This is a genomic window from Streptomyces thermovulgaris, from assembly GCF_002155915.1.
GTDB lineage: Bacteria > Actinomycetota > Actinomycetes > Streptomycetales > Streptomycetaceae > Streptomyces > Streptomyces thermovulgaris.
In genome coordinates this window covers 33,346-48,563 of sequence record NZ_MUME01000068.1, presented here as the reverse complement: position 1 = coordinate 48,563, position 15,218 = coordinate 33,346, and the positions used below count along the sequence as shown (strand labels likewise).

Genomic DNA, 15,218 nt, shown 5'->3' with positions numbered 1-15,218 from the left:
CCCCCGCCTTGGGGAGATCCCCCGCCTTGGGGAGATCCCCTGCCTTGGGGAGATCCCCCGCCCCGGGGAGATCGGCCACCGGCAGCTCCGTTCCCCGGTGAACCGCCGCGGCCCCGGGCGCATCGCCGGCGTGACGGCCCCGCGAGAAGATTCCTGTGCGCCCCGGTCACCGGACCGCACGCTCCTCGCGCATCGTGCGCTCCCCGCGCGTCATGCCCTTCTCGCGGGCCTCGCGCCCGGCCTCCGGCTCCCCCGCCGGGGCCTTCTTCGGCCAGATCCAGTAGGTCAGGGTCACCAGCCCGTGGATCACCGCGGCACGCCAGGCGATGTGGCGCCAGTCCTCCAGGGAGGTGGTGCGGCTCGCGTCGCCGACGTACCAGATGGCGAGCTGGAGCAGCACGGTCGCCACGGCTGCGCCCAGCAGCGTCCCCAGCCACACCCTGGTCTCGTGCCGGGCGCGGGCCAGGCCGTGACGCGGCGGGCCCTGGGGCCTCGGAGCGCCGCCCAGCCGATGGGCGGCGTGGCCGTCGAGCCACTTCACCGTGCGGTGGCCGTGGCCGACGGTGTAGCCGATGTAGAGCGCGGCCAGGCCGTGCGTCCAGTCGGGCTCGGCGCCGTTCTTCAGATCGATCGCGGTGACGATCAGCAGCACGACCTCCAGCAGCGGCTCGCACAGCAGCAGCGCCAGGCCGGTGCGGCGCCACTTCAGCAGATAGCGGGCGGTCAGGCCCAGCGCCAGCAGCACCCAGAAGCCGATCTCGCAGGCGGCGATCAGGGCGACGATCACGGTTCGCTCCTCTCGGTCACCCTTCCAGGCTCCCGGTCGTCGCGCCCGGATGCGTCGTCGTCGCCGATGAACTCGCAGTACATCGAAAGATGCACTCCAGGACCGTCCCGGGGCATCAGGCGCCGGGTGCGGGCAGCGTGTTGGATGGTGTCATGGCCGCCGTACGACTCCCCCGTCCCCACCGCGACGACGTGTGGATCGCGGTCGCCGGCCTTCTGGGCGGACTGGTGCTGTGGGGCTTCGGGCTGACCCTCAGACCGGGCCACGACCCGCTGGTGCGGTTCGAGAGCCACTGGGCGGTGCTCGTCCCGCTGGTCGTGACGGCCGGATGCGAGCTGCTGCGCCGCAGCGCCCCGCGCGTCGGTCTGGGCATCGGCACCCTGGCGCTGGTCGCCGATCTGTTCACCCGGAGCAGCATCGCCACGGTCGTGATGTTCACCGACCTGCTGTACGCCGCCGTGCTGTACGGCCCGGCGTCCACCGCCCGCCGCCTGCCCTGGGTGACCGGGCTGCTGTCCCTGGCCGGGGTCCTGGTGCCGTACGCCGTGTGGCGGGAGCCCGATGCGCTGCTCATCGGTGTCCTGGCGGCCGGTGTCCTCTTCGCCCCGGCGTCCACCGGTCTCATCGTCCGCAACCACCGCGAGGCGGCGGACGCGGCGCTGCTGCGCGCCGAACAGACCGCGCTGCTCGCCGAGATGGACCGCGTCCAGGCGGTGACCGCGGAACGTGCCCGGATGGCGCGGGAGTTGCACGACCTGGTCGCCAATCACCTCTCCGCCATCGCCATCCACTCCACGGCCGCGCTCTCCCTGGAGGACGCCCGGACCTCCCGTGAGGCCCTCTCCGTGATCCGGGAGAACAGCGTCCAGGGCCTGTCCGAGATGCGCCGGCTGATCGGCATCCTGCGCGACGGCGCCGAGGACCGGGAGCCGGCGGCCACCCCGACCCTCGACGGCCTCGGCGTTCTGGTGGAGAACGCCCGCGCCAACGGCCTGGACGTCACCCTCGACGCCGTGCACGGCTCCGTGCCCGCACCGGTCGAGCTCGCCGCCTACCGGATCGTGCAGGAGTCGCTGACGAACGCGCTGAAGCATGCCGCGCCGGGGAGGGTCACGGTGTGGCTGCGCGAGCGGGACGACGCCCTCGAGATCCGTGTGACCAGCCCCTACGGCGGCCGGGACGCCCCGCGTGCCCCGGGTTCCGGGACCGGTCTGGTCGGGATGCGGGAGCGGGCCGCCCTGCTGCACGGCACCTTCGACGCGGGCCCCGAGGACGCCCCGGACCCCGCGGACGGCAGGCTCTGGGTCGTCCGCGCCCGCCTCCCCCTCACCGATGTGGCACAAGGAGAGACCCGATGATCCGCGTCCTGGTGGCCGAGGACCAGTCCGCCGTCCGCGCCGGGCTGGTCCTCATTCTGCGCAGCGCACCCGACATCGAGGTGGTCGGCGAGGCGGCGGACGGCGAGCAGGCGGTGGCGCTCGCCCGGGAGCTGCGCCCCGACCTGGTGCTGATGGATGTGCAGATGCCCCGTCTGGACGGGGTGTCGGCGACCCGGCAGGTGGTCGGGGAACGGCTCGCCGATGTGCTGGTGCTGACCACCTTCGACCTGGACGAGTACGTCTTCGGGGCGCTCCGGGCGGGGGCCGCGGGGTTCCTGCTGAAGAACACGGAGGCGAAGGACCTCGTCGAGGCCGTGCGCACGGTGGCCCGCGGGGAGGGGATCGTCGCCCCGGCCGTCACCCGGCGGCTGATCGCCGAGTTCGCCGCGCAGTCGGCCCGGGAGACGACGGTCGACCCGGCGGTGCTGGACTCCCTCACCCGGCGCGAGCGCGAGGTGCTGTCCTGTCTCGGCGAGGGGCTGTCCAACGCCGGCATCGCGGACCGCCTCGGCATGGCGGAGGGCACGGTGAAGACACATGTCAGCCGTCTGCTGGGGAAGCTGGGGCTGCGCAGCCGGGTACAAGCGGCGGTGCTGGCACGGGAGTTGGGGATCGAGAAGCTCGAGGGATAGTGGTCCAGACCTATTGACCTATGGTCCAGACCTTTTTATTCTCGCGGCACTGCGAGCATGTCGGCTGGTCATGCTCACAGCAAACCCACAGCACATTCACAGCACACTCTTCACTTCCCGGCATTCCGGAACTCCGGCAATCCGGCACTCCTGTGTTTCTCATCCCCACAACCCCATATCCCCACATAAGGAGGCGCTGCATGCGCTTCACACACAGAGTCGCGGCCGGGCTCGCGGCCCTGACCCTCCCCCTGGCCGGTCTCGTCGCTCTCGCGACCCCCGCCCAGGCCGCCACCTCCGTGACCGCCACCTATGTCAAGACCCAGGACTGGGGGTCCGGCTTCGAGGGCAAGTGGACGGTGAAGAACACCGGCACCACGACCATCGACTCCTGGACCCTCGAGTGGGACTTCCCCTCCGGCACCAAGGTCACCTCCGCCTGGGACGCCACGGTCACCAACTCCGGCGACCACTGGATCGCCAGGAACACCGCCTGGAACGGCACCCTCGCCCCAGGGGCGTCGGTCTCCTTCGGCTTCAACGGCTCCGGCTCCGGCTCCCCCTCCGGCTGCAAGATCAACGGCGGTAGCTGCGACGGCTCCTCCGTCCCCGGCGACACGCCCCCCTCCGCGCCCGGCACCCCGACCGCCTCGAACGTCACCGACACCTCGGTGCGGCTGTCCTGGACCGCGGCGACCGACGACAAGGGCATCAAGAACTACGACGTGCTGCGCGACGGCGTCCGGGTCGCCACCGTGACCGGCACCTCGTACACGGACACCGGCCTGTCCAAGGGCACCGAGTACTCCTACGCCGTCCAGGCCCGGGACACCGCCGACCAGACCGGACCGGTCAGCGGCTCGGTCCGGGTCCGCACCACCGGCGGCAGCGAGGAACCGCAGCCCCCCGGCGACAAGATCAAGCTCGGTTACTTCACCGAGTGGGGCGTCTACGGCCGCGACTACCACGTCAAGAACCTGGTGACCTCCGGCTCGGCCGCCAAGATCACCCACATCAACTACGGGTTCGGCAACGTCAAGAACGGCCAGTGCGCCGTCGACGACACCTTCGCCGCCTACGAGAAGGCCTACACCGCCGACCAGTCCGTCAGCGGCACCGCCGACACCTGGGACCAGCCGCTGCGCGGCAACTTCAACCAGCTGCGCCAGCTGAAGGCGAAGTACCCGCACATCAAGGTGCTGTACTCCTTCGGCGGCTGGACCTACTCCGGCGGCTTCGCCCAGGCCGCGCAGAACCCGGCCGCGTTCGCCAGGTCCTGCAAGCAGGTCGTGGAGGACCCGCGCTGGGCGGATGTCTTCGACGGCATCGACATCGACTGGGAGTACCCGAACGCCTGCGGTCTGACCTGCGACTCCAGCGGCCCGGCGGCCTTCAGGAACCTCGTGCAGGCCCTGCGCGCCGAGTTCGGCGAGGACTACCTGGTCACCGCCGCGATCACCGCGGACGCCTCGGACGGAGGCAAGCTCGACGCGGCCGACTACGGCGGCGCCGCCCAGTACCTCGACTGGTACAACGTGATGACGTACGACTACTTCGGCGCCTGGGACAGGACCGGCCCCACCGCTCCCCACTCGCCGCTGACCTCCTACAACGGCATCCCGAAGCAGGGCTTCGACTCGGCCTCCGCCATCGCCAAGCTCAGGGCCAAGGGCGTTCCGGCGCACAAGCTGCTGCTCGGCATCGGCTTCTACGGCCGCGGCTGGACCGGCGTGACCCAGTCCGCCCCGGGCGGCACCGCCACCGGTCCGGCGCCCGGCACCTACGAGGCGGGCGTCGAGGACTACAAGGTCCTGAAGAACTCCTGCCCGGCCACCGGCACCATCGCCGGCACGGCCTACGCCCACTGCGGCACCAACTGGTGGTCCTACGACACCCCGGCCACCATCGGCACCAAGATGAACTGGGTCAAGTCCCAGGGCCTGGGCGGTGCCTTCTTCTGGGAGTTCAGCGGCGACACCAGCAACGGTGAGCTGGTCAGCGCCATCAACAGCGGCCTGTCGTAACAGCGGCCCGCACCCGGAGAGAACGGCCGGGAAAAGCACGGAGAAACGCGGGAGGCTCCCCCGGACCCCGTCCGGGGGAGCCTCCCGCAGTGTTCATCAGCTCACGCCCGTGGCACATCCATGCCACCTTGCCCCTCCCCCAACAGCTTCGCCGCCTGGGGGACCCCCACCCAGCGGGGCCCTGAACGCCGCTACGCGACGTTCACCCGCTGGCCGGGTGGTGCTGCCTCCAGCCAGGCCAGAAAGCCGGTCAGGGCGTCCTCGCTCATGGCGAGCTCCAGGCGGACACCGCGGTGCAGACAGGTGAGGACGACCGCGTCGGAGAGCAGGGCGAGCTCCTCCTCGCCCTCGGGAAGACGGCGGCCGGCCACCTCGATGGACGCCCGCTCCAGGGTGCGGCGCGGACGGGGGGCGTAGGAGAAGACACGGAACCACTCGACGCGGTCGCCGTTGTAGCGGGCCACGCCGTAGCTCCAGCCCTTGCCGCCGGGGTCGGGGTTCTCCGGCACGTCCCAGCGCAGACTGCAGTCGAAGGTGCCGCCGGAGCGCTGGATCAGCCTGCGCCGCAGACCGAAGACGAACAGTCCCACCACCACGAGCAGGACCACCAGTCCGCACACAGTCAGAGCGAGGACCATCGGCACCGACCTCCTCGTCTCCTCGGCAGTGGAACGGAAAGAACACCCATATTCACCTCAGCCGCGGCCGGTACCGGATTGCTCCGGTACCGACCGCGGCTGAGTGACGTCATCACACGACTGGCAGGCTTCAGCTCGCTTGCGCCGCGCGCAGTCGGACCTCCGCGCGCCGCTGGGCGATCACGTCGCCCTCCGCCTTCGCGCGCTCCAGCTCCCGCTCGATGCGCTTGACGTCGATCTCGTCCGCCAGTTCGGCAACCTCGGCCAGCAGTGACAGCTTGTTGTCCGCGAACGAGATGAAACCGCCGTGCACCGCGGCGACGACCGTCCCGCCCTCGCTGGTACGAATGGTCACCGGGCCCGACTCCAGCACACCGAGCAGCGGCTGGTGACCAGGCATGATGCCGATGTCGCCGGAGGTGGTGCGCGCGACGACCAGGGTGGCCTCGCCGGACCAGACCTCTCGGTCGGCCGCGACCAGCGCGACGTGCAGCTCAGCAGCCAAGGTGGCTCCTCGGGTCACCACCCGGCGGGACTGCCGGGTGTTGGGGTCAATTCTAAGGGGCGTGAGAGAAGGGGCGGGACGCACCCGCCCCCTCGGATGAGCTCATGGCTCAGGAGACGCCCAGCTCCTTCGCGTTCTTCTTCAGGTCCTCAAGACCACCGCACATGAAGAACGCCTGCTCGGGGAAGTGGTCGAACTCGCCGTCGCAGATCGCGTTGAACGCGGCGATCGACTCGTCCAGCGGCACGTCCGAGCCGTCCACACCGGTGAACTGCTTGGCCACGTGGGTGTTCTGGGACAGGAAGCGCTCCACACGGCGGGCCCGGTGGACGACGAGCTTGTCCTCCTCGCCGAGCTCGTCGATACCGAGGATCGCGATGATGTCCTGGAGGTCCTTGTACTTCTGCAGGATCCCCTTGACGCGCATGGCGCAGTCGTAGTGGTCCTGCGAGATGTAGCGCGGGTCCAGGATCCGGGAGGTGGACTCCAGCGGGTCCACGGCCGGGTAGATGCCCTTCTCGGAGATCGGACGGGACAGAACCGTCGTCGCGTCGAGGTGGGCGAAGGTGGTGGCCGGAGCCGGGTCGGTCAGGTCGTCGGCGGGGACGTAGATTGCCTGCATCGAGGTGATCGAGTGACCGCGGGTCGAGGTGATGCGCTCCTGGAGCAGACCCATCTCGTCGGCCAGGTTCGGCTGGTAGCCCACCGCGGAGGGCATGCGGCCGAGCAGCGTGGAGACCTCGGAACCGGCCTGGGTGAAGCGGAAGATGTTGTCGATGAAGAACAGCACGTCCTGCTTCTGGACGTCGCGGAAGTACTCGGCCATGGTCAGGCCGGCCAGCGCGACGCGCAGACGGGTGCCCGGGGGCTCGTCCATCTGACCGAAGACCAGGGCGGTCTTGTCGATGACGCCCGACTCGGTCATCTCCTGGATGAGGTCGTTGCCCTCACGGGTGCGCTCACCGACGCCGGCGAACACCGACACACCGTCGTGGTTGTTGGCGACACGGTAGATCATCTCCTGGATGAGCACCGTCTTGCCGACGCCGGCGCCGCCGAACAGACCGATCTTGCCGCCCTTGACGTACGGGGTCAGCAGGTCGATGACCTTGATGCCGGTCTCGAACATCTCGGTCTTCGACTCGAGCTCGTCGAAGTTCGGCGCCTTGCGGTGGATCGGCCAGCGCTCGCCGTCGTACTCGGCGTCGGTGTTCAGCACCTCACCGAGGGTGTTGAACACCTTGCCCTTGGTGAAGTCGCCGACCGGGACGGAGATCGGCGCACCGGTGTCCGTCACCGGGGACTGGCGGACCAGGCCGTCGGTGGGCTGCATGGAGATCGCGCGGACCAGGCCGTCGCCCAGGTGCTGGGCGACCTCCAGGGTCAGCGTCCTCGTCTCGCCCTTCTTGGCGGGGTCCAGGACCTCGACGTGGAGGGCGTTGTAAATGTCCGGCATCGCGTCGACGGGGAATTCCACGTCGACGACCGGGCCGATGACCCGCGCGACGCGGCCCGTCGCCGTGGCCGTCTCAACAGTGGTGGTCATGTGTCAGTCACTCCCCGCGGTCGCGTCGGCCAGGGCGCTGGCGCCACCGACGATCTCGCTGATTTCCTGGGTGATTTCGGCCTGGCGGGCCTGGTTGGCAAGCCGGGTGAGGGTCTCGATGAGTTCGCTGGCGTTGTCGGTGGCCGACTTCATCGCACGCCGTGTGGCGGCGTGCTTGGAGGCGGCCGACTGGAGCAGCGCGTTGTAGATGCGGCTCTCCACATAACGCGGCAGCAGCGCGTCGAGCACGTCCTCCGCCGAGGGCTCGAACTCGTACAGCGGAAGGACCTCGTCCTTCTTCCCCGTCCGGCCCTCGATCTCCTCCAGACGCAGGGGCAGCAGCCGGGAGTCGACCGCCGTCTGCGTCATCATCGAGACGAACTCGGTGTAGACGATGTGGAGTTCGTCCACGCCGCCGGCCGCGGTGTCCTTCTGGATGGCCTCGATCAGAGGGGCCGCCACCGTCTTGGCGTCCGCGTACGAGGGCTCGTCGGTGAAGCCGGTCCACGAGTCCGCGATCTTGCGCTCACGGAAGGTGTAGTGGGAGACACCGCGCCGGCCGACGATGTAGGTGTCGACCTGCTTGCCCTCGCTCTCGAGGCGTGCGGTCAGCTGCTCCGCCGCCTTGATGGCGTTGGCGTTGAAGGCCCCGGCCAGGCCGCGGTCGCTCGTGAGGAGCAGGACCGCGGCACGGGTCGGGTTCTCCGCCTCCGTGGTCAGCGGGTGCTTGGCGTCCGACCCGCCGGCGACCGCCGTGACCGCGCGGGTCAGTTCCTGTGCGTACGGAGTGGAGGCCGACACCTTGCGCATCGCCTTGACGACACGCGAGGCGGCGATCATCTCCATCGCCTTGGTGATCTTCTTGGTCGCGGTGACGGATCGGATGCGACGCTTGTAGACCCGGAGCTGAGCTCCCATGAGTCAGGTCCCTTCCTTACGTCACTTGGCGGCGGCCGAGGCGTCTTCGCCGAGGAGCTTGCCGTCGCTCGTCTCGAACTGCTTCTTGAACTCGGCGATCGCGTCGGCCACGGCCTGCAGCGTGTCGTCGGACATCTTGCCGCCCTCGCGAATGGAGGTCATGAGGCCCTGCTCCTTGCGGTGCAGGTACTCCAGCATCTCCTTCTCGAAGCGACGGATGTCGGCGACCGGCACGTCGTCCATCTTGCCGGTGGTGCCGGCCCAGATGGAGACGACCTGGTCCTCCGTGGCCATCGGCTCGTACTGGTTCTGCTTCAGCAGCTCGACCATGCGCTGACCACGCTCCAGCTGCGCCTTGGAGGCCGCGTCCAGGTCGGAACCGAAGGCGGCGAACGCCTCCAGCTCACGGAACTGGGCGAGGTCCACACGAAGGCGGCCGGAGACCTGCTTCATCGCCTTGTGCTGGGCGGCACCACCGACTCGGGAGACGGAGATGCCGACGTTCAGCGCGGGACGCTGACCGGCGTTGAACAGGTCCGACTCCAGGAAGCACTGGCCGTCGGTGATGGAGATGACGTTGGTCGGAATGAACGCCGAGACGTCGTTGGCCTTGGTCTCGACGATCGGCAGACCGGTCATCGAACCGGCACCCATGTCGTCGGACAGCTTGGCGCAGCGCTCCAGCAGCCGGGAGTGCAGGTAGAAGACGTCGCCCGGGTAGGCCTCACGCCCCGGCGGGCGGCGCAGCAGCAGCGACACGGCGCGGTAGGCGTCGGCCTGCTTGGACAGGTCGTCGAAGACGATCAGGACGTGCTTGCCCTGGTACATCCAGTGCTGGCCGATGGCGGAGCCGGTGTACGGCGCCAGGTACTTGAAGCCGGCCGGGTCGGACGCCGGGGCGGCGACGATGGTCGTGTACTCCAGCGCGCCGTTCTCCTCCAGCGCGCGGCGGACCGCCGCGATGGTGGAGCCCTTCTGGCCGACGGCGACGTAGATGCAGCGGACCTGCTTCTTCGGGTCGCCGGAGCGCCAGTTGTCGCGCTGGTTGATGATCGTGTCGACGGCGAGGGCGGTCTTGCCGGTACCGCGGTCACCGATGATCAGCTGGCGCTGACCGCGGCCGATCGGGGTCATGGCGTCGACGGCCTTGTAGCCGGTCTCCATCGGCTCGTGCACCGACTTGCGCTGCATGACCGTGGGGGCCTGCAGTTCGAGGGCACGGCGACCCTCGGTCTCGATCTCGCCGAGGCCGTCGATCGGGTTGCCGAGGGGGTCCACCACGCGGCCGAGGTAGCCCTCGCCCACGGCGACGGACAGGACCTCGCCGGTACGGGTGACCGACTGGCCCTCCTCGATGCCGCTGAACTCACCGAGGACGATGGCACCGATCTCGCGCTCCTCGAGGTTGAGGGCGAGGCCGAGGGTGCCGTCCTCGAACTTCAGCAGCTCGTTGGCCATGGCCGAGGGCAGGCCCTCGACCTTCGCGATACCGTCGCCGGCAAGGGTGACCGTGCCGACCTCCTCGCGCGAGGCCGCGTCCGGCTTGTACGACTGGACGAAGTTCTCCAGTGCGTCCCGGATCTCCTCCGGCCGGATCGTGAGCTCCGCCATCTGGGTTCCCTGCTCTCCTTGTTGGGCCCGAAGTTTCACTTGGGGGGGTATGCCACGAGTCGGGACTCCCCCAATAAGAGGTGAATCCTCTGCACGGCCCAACCAGGGCCGTCGTGTACGTCTTGTGTGGAGTTGCTGCTAGCTCGCCAGGCGACGGGCGGCCTCTTCGAGCCGGTCCGCCAGGGAGCCGTTGATGACCTCGTCACCGACCTGGACCCGGATGCCTCCGATGACCGAGGGATCCACATCGAGGTTGAGGTGCATCTGACGGCCGTAGAGCTTGGCGAGGGCGGCGCCGAGACGCTGCTTCTGCCGGTCGCTCAGCGGGACCGCCGAGGTGACGACGGCGACCATGCGGTTGCGTCGCTCGGCGGCGAGCTTGGCGAGTGCTTCCAGTCCCGCTTCAAGGCTACGTCCCCGCGGCGCGGTCACAAGGCGCGTCACCAGACGCACCGTGGTCGCGTTGGCCCGGCCGCCGAGCAGCCGGTTCAGCAGCTCCGTCTTGGCCGAGGCGCTCGCGGCCTGGTTGGTCAGGGCCGCACGCAGCTCGTTGTTCGAGGAGATGATCCGCGAGAAGCGGAACAGTTCGTCCTCGACGTTGTCGAGCGCACCGGCCCGCTCCGCGGCGGTGAAGTCGGCGATGTTCGCCAGCTCCTCCAGCGCATCCACCAGGTCGCGGGGCTGCGACCAGCGGGAACGCACCAGGCCGGACACCAGATCCTCGGTCGTGCCGCTGATCTGGCCGCCGAGCAGGCGCTGCACCAGCGTGGCCTTGGCCTCGCCCGCCTGCGCCGGGTCGGTCAGGACCCGACGCAGGGCGACCTCACGCTGGAGCAGCGCGGTGACGGCCGCCAGTTCGTCGGCGAGCCGTGCGGCGTCCACGGACGTGGAGTCCGTCAGCGCGTCCAGGCGCTCACGTGCAGCGGCAAGAGCCTCACGGCTCGCTCCGTGCATGGTCATCGAGCGGCCTCGGCCTTCTCTTCGAGCTCGTCGAGGAAGCGGTCGATCACGCGGCTCTGCCGGGCGTGGTCCTCGAGGGACTCACCGACGAGCTTGCCGGCCAGTTCGGTGGCAAGCCTGCCGATGTCCTGACGCAGCGCCGCCGCCGCGGCCTTGCGGTCGGCCTCGATCTGCGCGTGGCCGGCGGCGATGATCTCCTCACGCTGCCGCTGGCCCTCCGCGCGCATCTCGGCGATGAGCGCGGCGCCCTGCTCCTGCGCCTCCTGGCGCAGACGCGCGGCCTCGTGCCGGGCCTCGGCGAGCTGAGCCTTGTACTGCTCGAGCACGCTCTGGGCCTCGATCTGGGCGGCCTCGGCCTTCTCGATCCCGCCCTCGATCGCCTCGCGGCGCTCCTCCAGAACCTTGTTGATGTTCGGGAGGAGCTTCTTGGCGAGAACCCCGAAGACGATGACGAAGGCGATCAGGCCGATGACGAGCTCGGGAATCGGCGGGACGAGGGGATTCTGCAACTCCTCGGCCGCGATATTGAGCAGTGGGCTCATATCAGAGTGCCTTTCGTCGAATGGGCTGGTCGTGGATCAGATGATCACGTGCCGTAGACGAACGGCATGACCAGGCCGATGAGGGCCAGCGCCTCACAGAAGGCGAAGCCGAGGATCTGGTTGGCGCGGATCAGACCGGCGGCCTCGGGCTGACGGGCGAGAGCCTCGGTGCCCTTGCCGAAGATGATGCCGACGCCGATGCCGGGGCCGAAGGCGGCGATGCCGTAGCCGATGGAAGCGATCGAGCCGCTGACGGCGGCGAGGGTCTGGGACATGCCAGTTCTTCCTTTTCTTCACGAGCCGGTGGGGGTGGGCCACCGGACGATGGGGGGCAGGTGCGGGACGCTCAGTGCTGCTCGGCGAGCGCGCCCTGGATGTAGGTACAGGCCAGCAGGACGAAGACGTACGCCTGCAGGGCTTGGATGAAGAGCTCGAAGAGCGTCATCACGAGGACCATCAGGAACGACACGGCGGCGTAGGCGATGCCGATGCCGTTCAGCAGATACCAGCTGGCGATGGTGAACAGCACCAGCAGGATGTGGCCCGCGAACATGTTCGCGAAGAGTCGCACCGCGTGGGTGAAGGGCCGGACGAGCAGGTTCGAGAAGGCCTCGATCAGCATGACGACCGGCAGGGCCGCGCCGAGCGACTTGTCGTAGCCCGTGAAGTTCTTCAGGGCGCCGACGAAGCCGTGCCGCTTGAAGGTCAGGGAGACCCACACGATGTAGACGATCAGCGCGAGCACCATCGGGTACGCGACGATCGACGTCACCGGGAACTGGGCGACCGGAATGATCGACCAGAGGTTCATCATCCAGACGAAGAAGAACAGCGCGACGATGAACGGGACGTACTTCTCGCCCTCGCGCTTGCCCATCGTCTCGTAGACGACGCCCCGGCGAATGAAGTCGTAGCCGGCCTCGGCGATCATCTGCAGCTTGCCGGGAACGACCTGGGGCCGACGGAAGGCCGCCCAGAAGAAGCCGATCACGATGATCGAGCCGAGCAGCGCCAACAGCATCGTCTTGTTGAAGTACAGGTTGCTGTCGCCGTCGCCCCAAAGGGGCTCGAAGATGAACGAGTGCAGCCCGGGAGACGGGAAGCCACAGCCGTCGAAGATGTGGCAGTCGGTCTCGAAGGCAAGCACCCGCGTCGGGTCAGCACTCACCGCGGGCTCCTTCGGCGTGACGCATGGATTCGGCAACCTCGTGGTGTCGGCGCGGCACGGGGCCGCGGGTCGGCACGGGACTGGTCTTACGGATGTGGGGGCGGCAGTGGGGCATCTCGCTTCGCGATATGGCAGGCGTCAGCTCGGATGCCCGCGCCCGCGATGCCGCAGTTGGCACCGGACGATAGCAGGATCTCTCATGCGCCTTTATCCCGGCCCTACGCCTCACGAGGAGTGCCCCTGGATCTCCTTCTTCCCGCCCGTCGTCGAATCGGGATCCACATAAAAGATCTTGGCCTTCATATGGGCCCGGGCCTGTGCGGCGACCCAGGTCAGGGTGCACACGAGCAGCGTGAGGGCGAAGACCTTCGGGTGGAACAGCGTCGTGTCCTTGAAGAGCGCGATGAAGGTGAACATCAGCAGGATCTGCGCCATGTACATCATCAGCCCCATCGCCTGGAACAGATGGGGCAGTGATTTGGCGGTCCATTGCAGGACGTACAGACCCGTCCCCATGAGCAGGATCACGAGCGCCGTGGCGATGACCGCTCCGATCGCGCCCTGGCCGCTTTCGACGACACCGCCGATCACGGCTGCGACCGCACCGACGGCAGCGGCGGGCACGGCAGCCTGGATCAAGGTCCGGGCGTCATTGGAGGGCATGGCGCGACTCCGCGAATCACTGGGGGCAGGGCGTCATGGACGAGCGTAGTCCCGGCGCCGAGAGGGAAGAGACCTCGGCCCCAAAGGACCAATGAACTGGGGTCCTTCGACTCTGTCCGGGGTACTCGTGAACGGTATCACAAACTATTTGATGAGGTCTTTACCTCCGAGTGTGCTCACCCTCACACGTGAGGCCGGCGCTGCGCGCACGTGCAGATTACCGGAGCAGTGTGTCCACCTTTGTCAAGGTTTTGTAGCTGGCGCAACCCCACGGCAGCAACACCGCGGCCGGAATTCCTTCCGGAGCCGTCAACGCGATGTTTCCGCTTTGTGTCCTTCCAGCAGGCGCGAGCGGGCCCCCAGGGCGGTCGCTCCGTTGGCGCCGGCCACCCCGGCCTTGACCCGGGCCCCCGAGGTCCCCCCGGCATCGGCCGTGACAAGGGGCTTCGAGGCCGCCGGCCGCGCGGCCGCGGACGTGGGGGCCGCCGGGGCCGGGGCGCGCTGCGCCGAGGCGTGCGGCGCCGTGGCCGGGCGCCTGCGCCGGTAGCGCGGCGGCACGAAGGCCTCCATCCAGCGCGGCGCACGCGGCCTGAAGCGCGGCAGCAGGAGCAGCACCAGCCCGACGAAGCTGAGCAGGGCGATGCCGAGCACGATCCACATGGAGGCGGAGTTGACCGAGTAGGCCAGCGTCCCGAAGGCGATCAGCGCCGACCAGAAGTACATGATCAGCACCGCCCGGCTGTGCGAGTGCCCGATCTCCAGCAGACGGTGGTGCAGATGGCCGCGGTCGGCGGCGAACGGCGACTGTCCGCGCCAGGTGCGCCGCACGATGGCGAGGACCAGGTCGGCGGTCGGGATCGCGATGATGGTCAGCGGCATCAGCAGCGGGATGTAGACCGGCACCATCTGGTGGACGGAGCTGCGCTCGGAGCCGGTGAACAGGTTCATCAGGTCCGGGTCGACCTGCCCGGTCACCGAGATCGCTCCCGCGGCCAGGACCAGGCCGATCAGCATGGACCCCGAGTCCCCCATGAAGATCCGCGCGGGATGCATGTTGTGCGGCAGAAAGCCCAGGCACATGCCCATCAGGACGGCGGCGAAGAGCGTGGCGGGGGCGGCGGCCTCGATGCCGTACGAGTACCAGATCCGGTACGCGTACATGAAGAACGCGGCGGCCGCGATGCACACCATGCCGGCGGCCAGCCCGTCCAGGCCGTCGACGAAGTTGACCGCGTTGATCGTGATGACCACCAGCGCCACGGTGAGCAGGGTGCCCTGCCACTGGGTCAGCGCGACCGTGCCCACACCCGGGACGGGCAGCCACAGGATCGTCAGACCCTGCATCACCATCACACCGGCGGCGATCATCTGACCGCCCAGTTTGATCAGGGCGTCGATCTCGAACTTGTCGTCGAGGACACCGATCAGCCAGATCAGGGCGGCCCCGGAGAGCAGCGCACGCGGCTCGTTCGACCGGTCGAAGACCTCGCTGAGGTTGGTGAGGTGGCCGGCGACCAGCAGTCCCGCGCACAGGCCGAAGAACATCGCGATCCCGCCGAGCCGGGGAGTGGGCTCCCGGTGCACATCACGCGCCCGGATCTCCGGCACCGCCCCCGCCACGATCGCGAACTTGCGCACCGGCCCTGTCAGCAGGTACGTCACCGCGGCCGTGATGCAGAGCGTCAGCAGGTATTCACGCACAGGCTTCCCCACAGGTCTCGCTGGCCATCTCAGCCCCACACCCTAGCGACGCGGGTATATGCATGGGGACTTCCGGGTAGCGTCGATGGTTGCACGCACGGCCGTGCATGGCTGTGCGGGGCTTTGCACAGTCATCCGGCCGTC

15 protein-coding genes are annotated in these 15,218 nt (G+C 68.8%); 3 read left to right on the top strand and 12 right to left on the bottom strand.

Annotated features, from left to right (window positions below):
• Positions 1-166 precede the first annotated feature (166 nt).
• Positions 167-787, bottom strand: a complete 621-nt coding sequence (locus tag CCN35_RS07505) for a hypothetical protein (protein WP_067397864.1) — start codon at positions 785-787, stop codon at positions 167-169.
• Between the two features lie 152 nt (positions 788-939).
• Here CCN35_RS07505 and CCN35_RS07500 point away from each other — a divergent pair, with 152 nt between their 5' ends.
• The 3 genes from CCN35_RS07500 to CCN35_RS07490 all read left to right on the top strand — a co-directional run bounded on the left by CCN35_RS07500 (position 940) and on the right by CCN35_RS07490 (position 4,822).
• A complete protein-coding gene (locus CCN35_RS07500) occupies positions 940-2,145 on the top strand; it encodes a sensor histidine kinase (protein WP_245863060.1) in 1,206 nt (401 codons plus the stop codon).
• Positions 2,142-2,798, top strand: coding sequence for a response regulator (locus CCN35_RS07495; protein ID WP_067397866.1), 657 nt, complete (start codon positions 2,142-2,144; stop codon positions 2,796-2,798). The genes CCN35_RS07500 and CCN35_RS07495 overlap by 4 nt, the downstream gene beginning before the upstream one ends.
• A 200-nt stretch (positions 2,799-2,998) precedes the next feature.
• Entirely contained in the window at positions 2,999-4,822 is a 1,824-nt protein-coding gene (locus CCN35_RS07490; protein WP_086791923.1) for a glycoside hydrolase family 18 chitinase, read from the top strand.
• Positions 4,823-5,013: 191 nt separating this feature from the next.
• On the opposite strand, the gene CCN35_RS07485 is transcribed toward CCN35_RS07490, so the two are convergent.
• From CCN35_RS07485 to CCN35_RS07435, 11 genes are all read right to left on the bottom strand, one after another.
• Positions 5,014-5,460, bottom strand: a complete 447-nt coding sequence (locus CCN35_RS07485) for a DUF2550 domain-containing protein (RefSeq protein WP_067391252.1) — start codon at positions 5,458-5,460, stop codon at positions 5,014-5,016.
• Positions 5,461-5,590: 130 nt separating this feature from the next.
• A complete protein-coding gene (locus tag CCN35_RS07480) occupies positions 5,591-5,965 on the bottom strand; it encodes a F0F1 ATP synthase subunit epsilon (RefSeq protein ID WP_067391254.1) in 375 nt (124 codons plus the stop codon).
• Between the two features lie 109 nt (positions 5,966-6,074).
• Entirely contained in the window at positions 6,075-7,511 is a 1,437-nt protein-coding gene (gene atpD / locus CCN35_RS07475; protein WP_067391257.1) for a F0F1 ATP synthase subunit beta, read from the bottom strand.
• Positions 7,512-7,514: 3 nt separating this feature from the next.
• The gene (locus CCN35_RS07470) at positions 7,515-8,429 is read right to left on the bottom strand and encodes a F0F1 ATP synthase subunit gamma (RefSeq protein WP_067391260.1); all 915 of its coding nucleotides are present in this window, start codon (positions 8,427-8,429) and stop codon (positions 7,515-7,517) included.
• A 21-nt stretch (positions 8,430-8,450) separates the two neighbouring features.
• Positions 8,451-10,040, bottom strand: coding sequence for a F0F1 ATP synthase subunit alpha (gene atpA, locus CCN35_RS07465; protein WP_067391263.1), 1,590 nt, complete (start codon positions 10,038-10,040; stop codon positions 8,451-8,453).
• 138 nt (positions 10,041-10,178) lie between these two features.
• On the bottom strand, positions 10,179-10,994 hold the full coding sequence (locus CCN35_RS07460) for a F0F1 ATP synthase subunit delta (RefSeq protein WP_067391266.1): 816 nt from the start codon (positions 10,992-10,994) through the stop codon (positions 10,179-10,181).
• A 2-nt stretch (positions 10,995-10,996) separates the two neighbouring features.
• Positions 10,997-11,542, bottom strand: coding sequence for a F0F1 ATP synthase subunit B (locus tag CCN35_RS07455; protein WP_067391268.1), 546 nt, complete (start codon positions 11,540-11,542; stop codon positions 10,997-10,999).
• Between the two features lie 44 nt (positions 11,543-11,586).
• A complete protein-coding gene (gene atpE, locus CCN35_RS07450; RefSeq protein WP_067391271.1) occupies positions 11,587-11,817 on the bottom strand; it encodes an ATP synthase F0 subunit C in 231 nt (76 codons plus the stop codon).
• 71 nt (positions 11,818-11,888) lie between these two features.
• Entirely contained in the window at positions 11,889-12,710 is an 822-nt protein-coding gene (gene atpB / locus CCN35_RS07445) for a F0F1 ATP synthase subunit A (protein ID WP_067391274.1), read from the bottom strand.
• A 225-nt stretch (positions 12,711-12,935) separates the two neighbouring features.
• The gene (locus tag CCN35_RS07440) at positions 12,936-13,373 is read right to left on the bottom strand and encodes a Cg1360 family ATP-synthase-associated protein (protein ID WP_067391277.1); all 438 of its coding nucleotides are present in this window, start codon (positions 13,371-13,373) and stop codon (positions 12,936-12,938) included.
• A 309-nt stretch (positions 13,374-13,682) separates the two neighbouring features.
• Positions 13,683-15,074, bottom strand: a complete 1,392-nt coding sequence (locus CCN35_RS07435; protein ID WP_067391280.1) for an MraY family glycosyltransferase — start codon at positions 15,072-15,074, stop codon at positions 13,683-13,685.
• Positions 15,075-15,218: the final 144 nt, after the last annotated feature.

Excerpts from the sequence above, each read along its gene's own strand:
- atpD (WP_067391257.1), bottom strand. The coding sequence starts at position 7,511 with ATGACCACCACTGTTGAGACGGCCACGGCGACGGGCCGCGTCGCGCGG.
- CCN35_RS07440 (WP_067391277.1), bottom strand. The coding sequence starts at position 13,373 with ATGCCCTCCAATGACGCCCGGACCTTGATCCAGGCTGCCGTGCCCGCC.
- CCN35_RS07485 (WP_067391252.1), bottom strand. The coding sequence starts at position 5,460 with ATGGTCCTCGCTCTGACTGTGTGCGGACTGGTGGTCCTGCTCGTGGTG.
- CCN35_RS07460 (WP_067391266.1), bottom strand. The coding sequence starts at position 10,994 with ATGCACGGAGCGAGCCGTGAGGCTCTTGCCGCTGCACGTGAGCGCCTG.
- atpE (WP_067391271.1), bottom strand. The coding sequence starts at position 11,817 with ATGTCCCAGACCCTCGCCGCCGTCAGCGGCTCGATCGCTTCCATCGGC.
- atpA (WP_067391263.1), bottom strand. The coding sequence starts at position 10,040 with ATGGCGGAGCTCACGATCCGGCCGGAGGAGATCCGGGACGCACTGGAG.
- CCN35_RS07470 (WP_067391260.1), bottom strand. The coding sequence starts at position 8,429 with ATGGGAGCTCAGCTCCGGGTCTACAAGCGTCGCATCCGATCCGTCACC.
- CCN35_RS07500 (WP_245863060.1), top strand. The coding sequence starts at position 940 with ATGGCCGCCGTACGACTCCCCCGTCCCCACCGCGACGACGTGTGGATC.
- CCN35_RS07490 (WP_086791923.1), top strand. The coding sequence starts at position 2,999 with ATGCGCTTCACACACAGAGTCGCGGCCGGGCTCGCGGCCCTGACCCTC.
- CCN35_RS07455 (WP_067391268.1), bottom strand. The coding sequence starts at position 11,542 with ATGAGCCCACTGCTCAATATCGCGGCCGAGGAGTTGCAGAATCCCCTC.
- CCN35_RS07495 (WP_067397866.1), top strand. The coding sequence starts at position 2,142 with ATGATCCGCGTCCTGGTGGCCGAGGACCAGTCCGCCGTCCGCGCCGGG.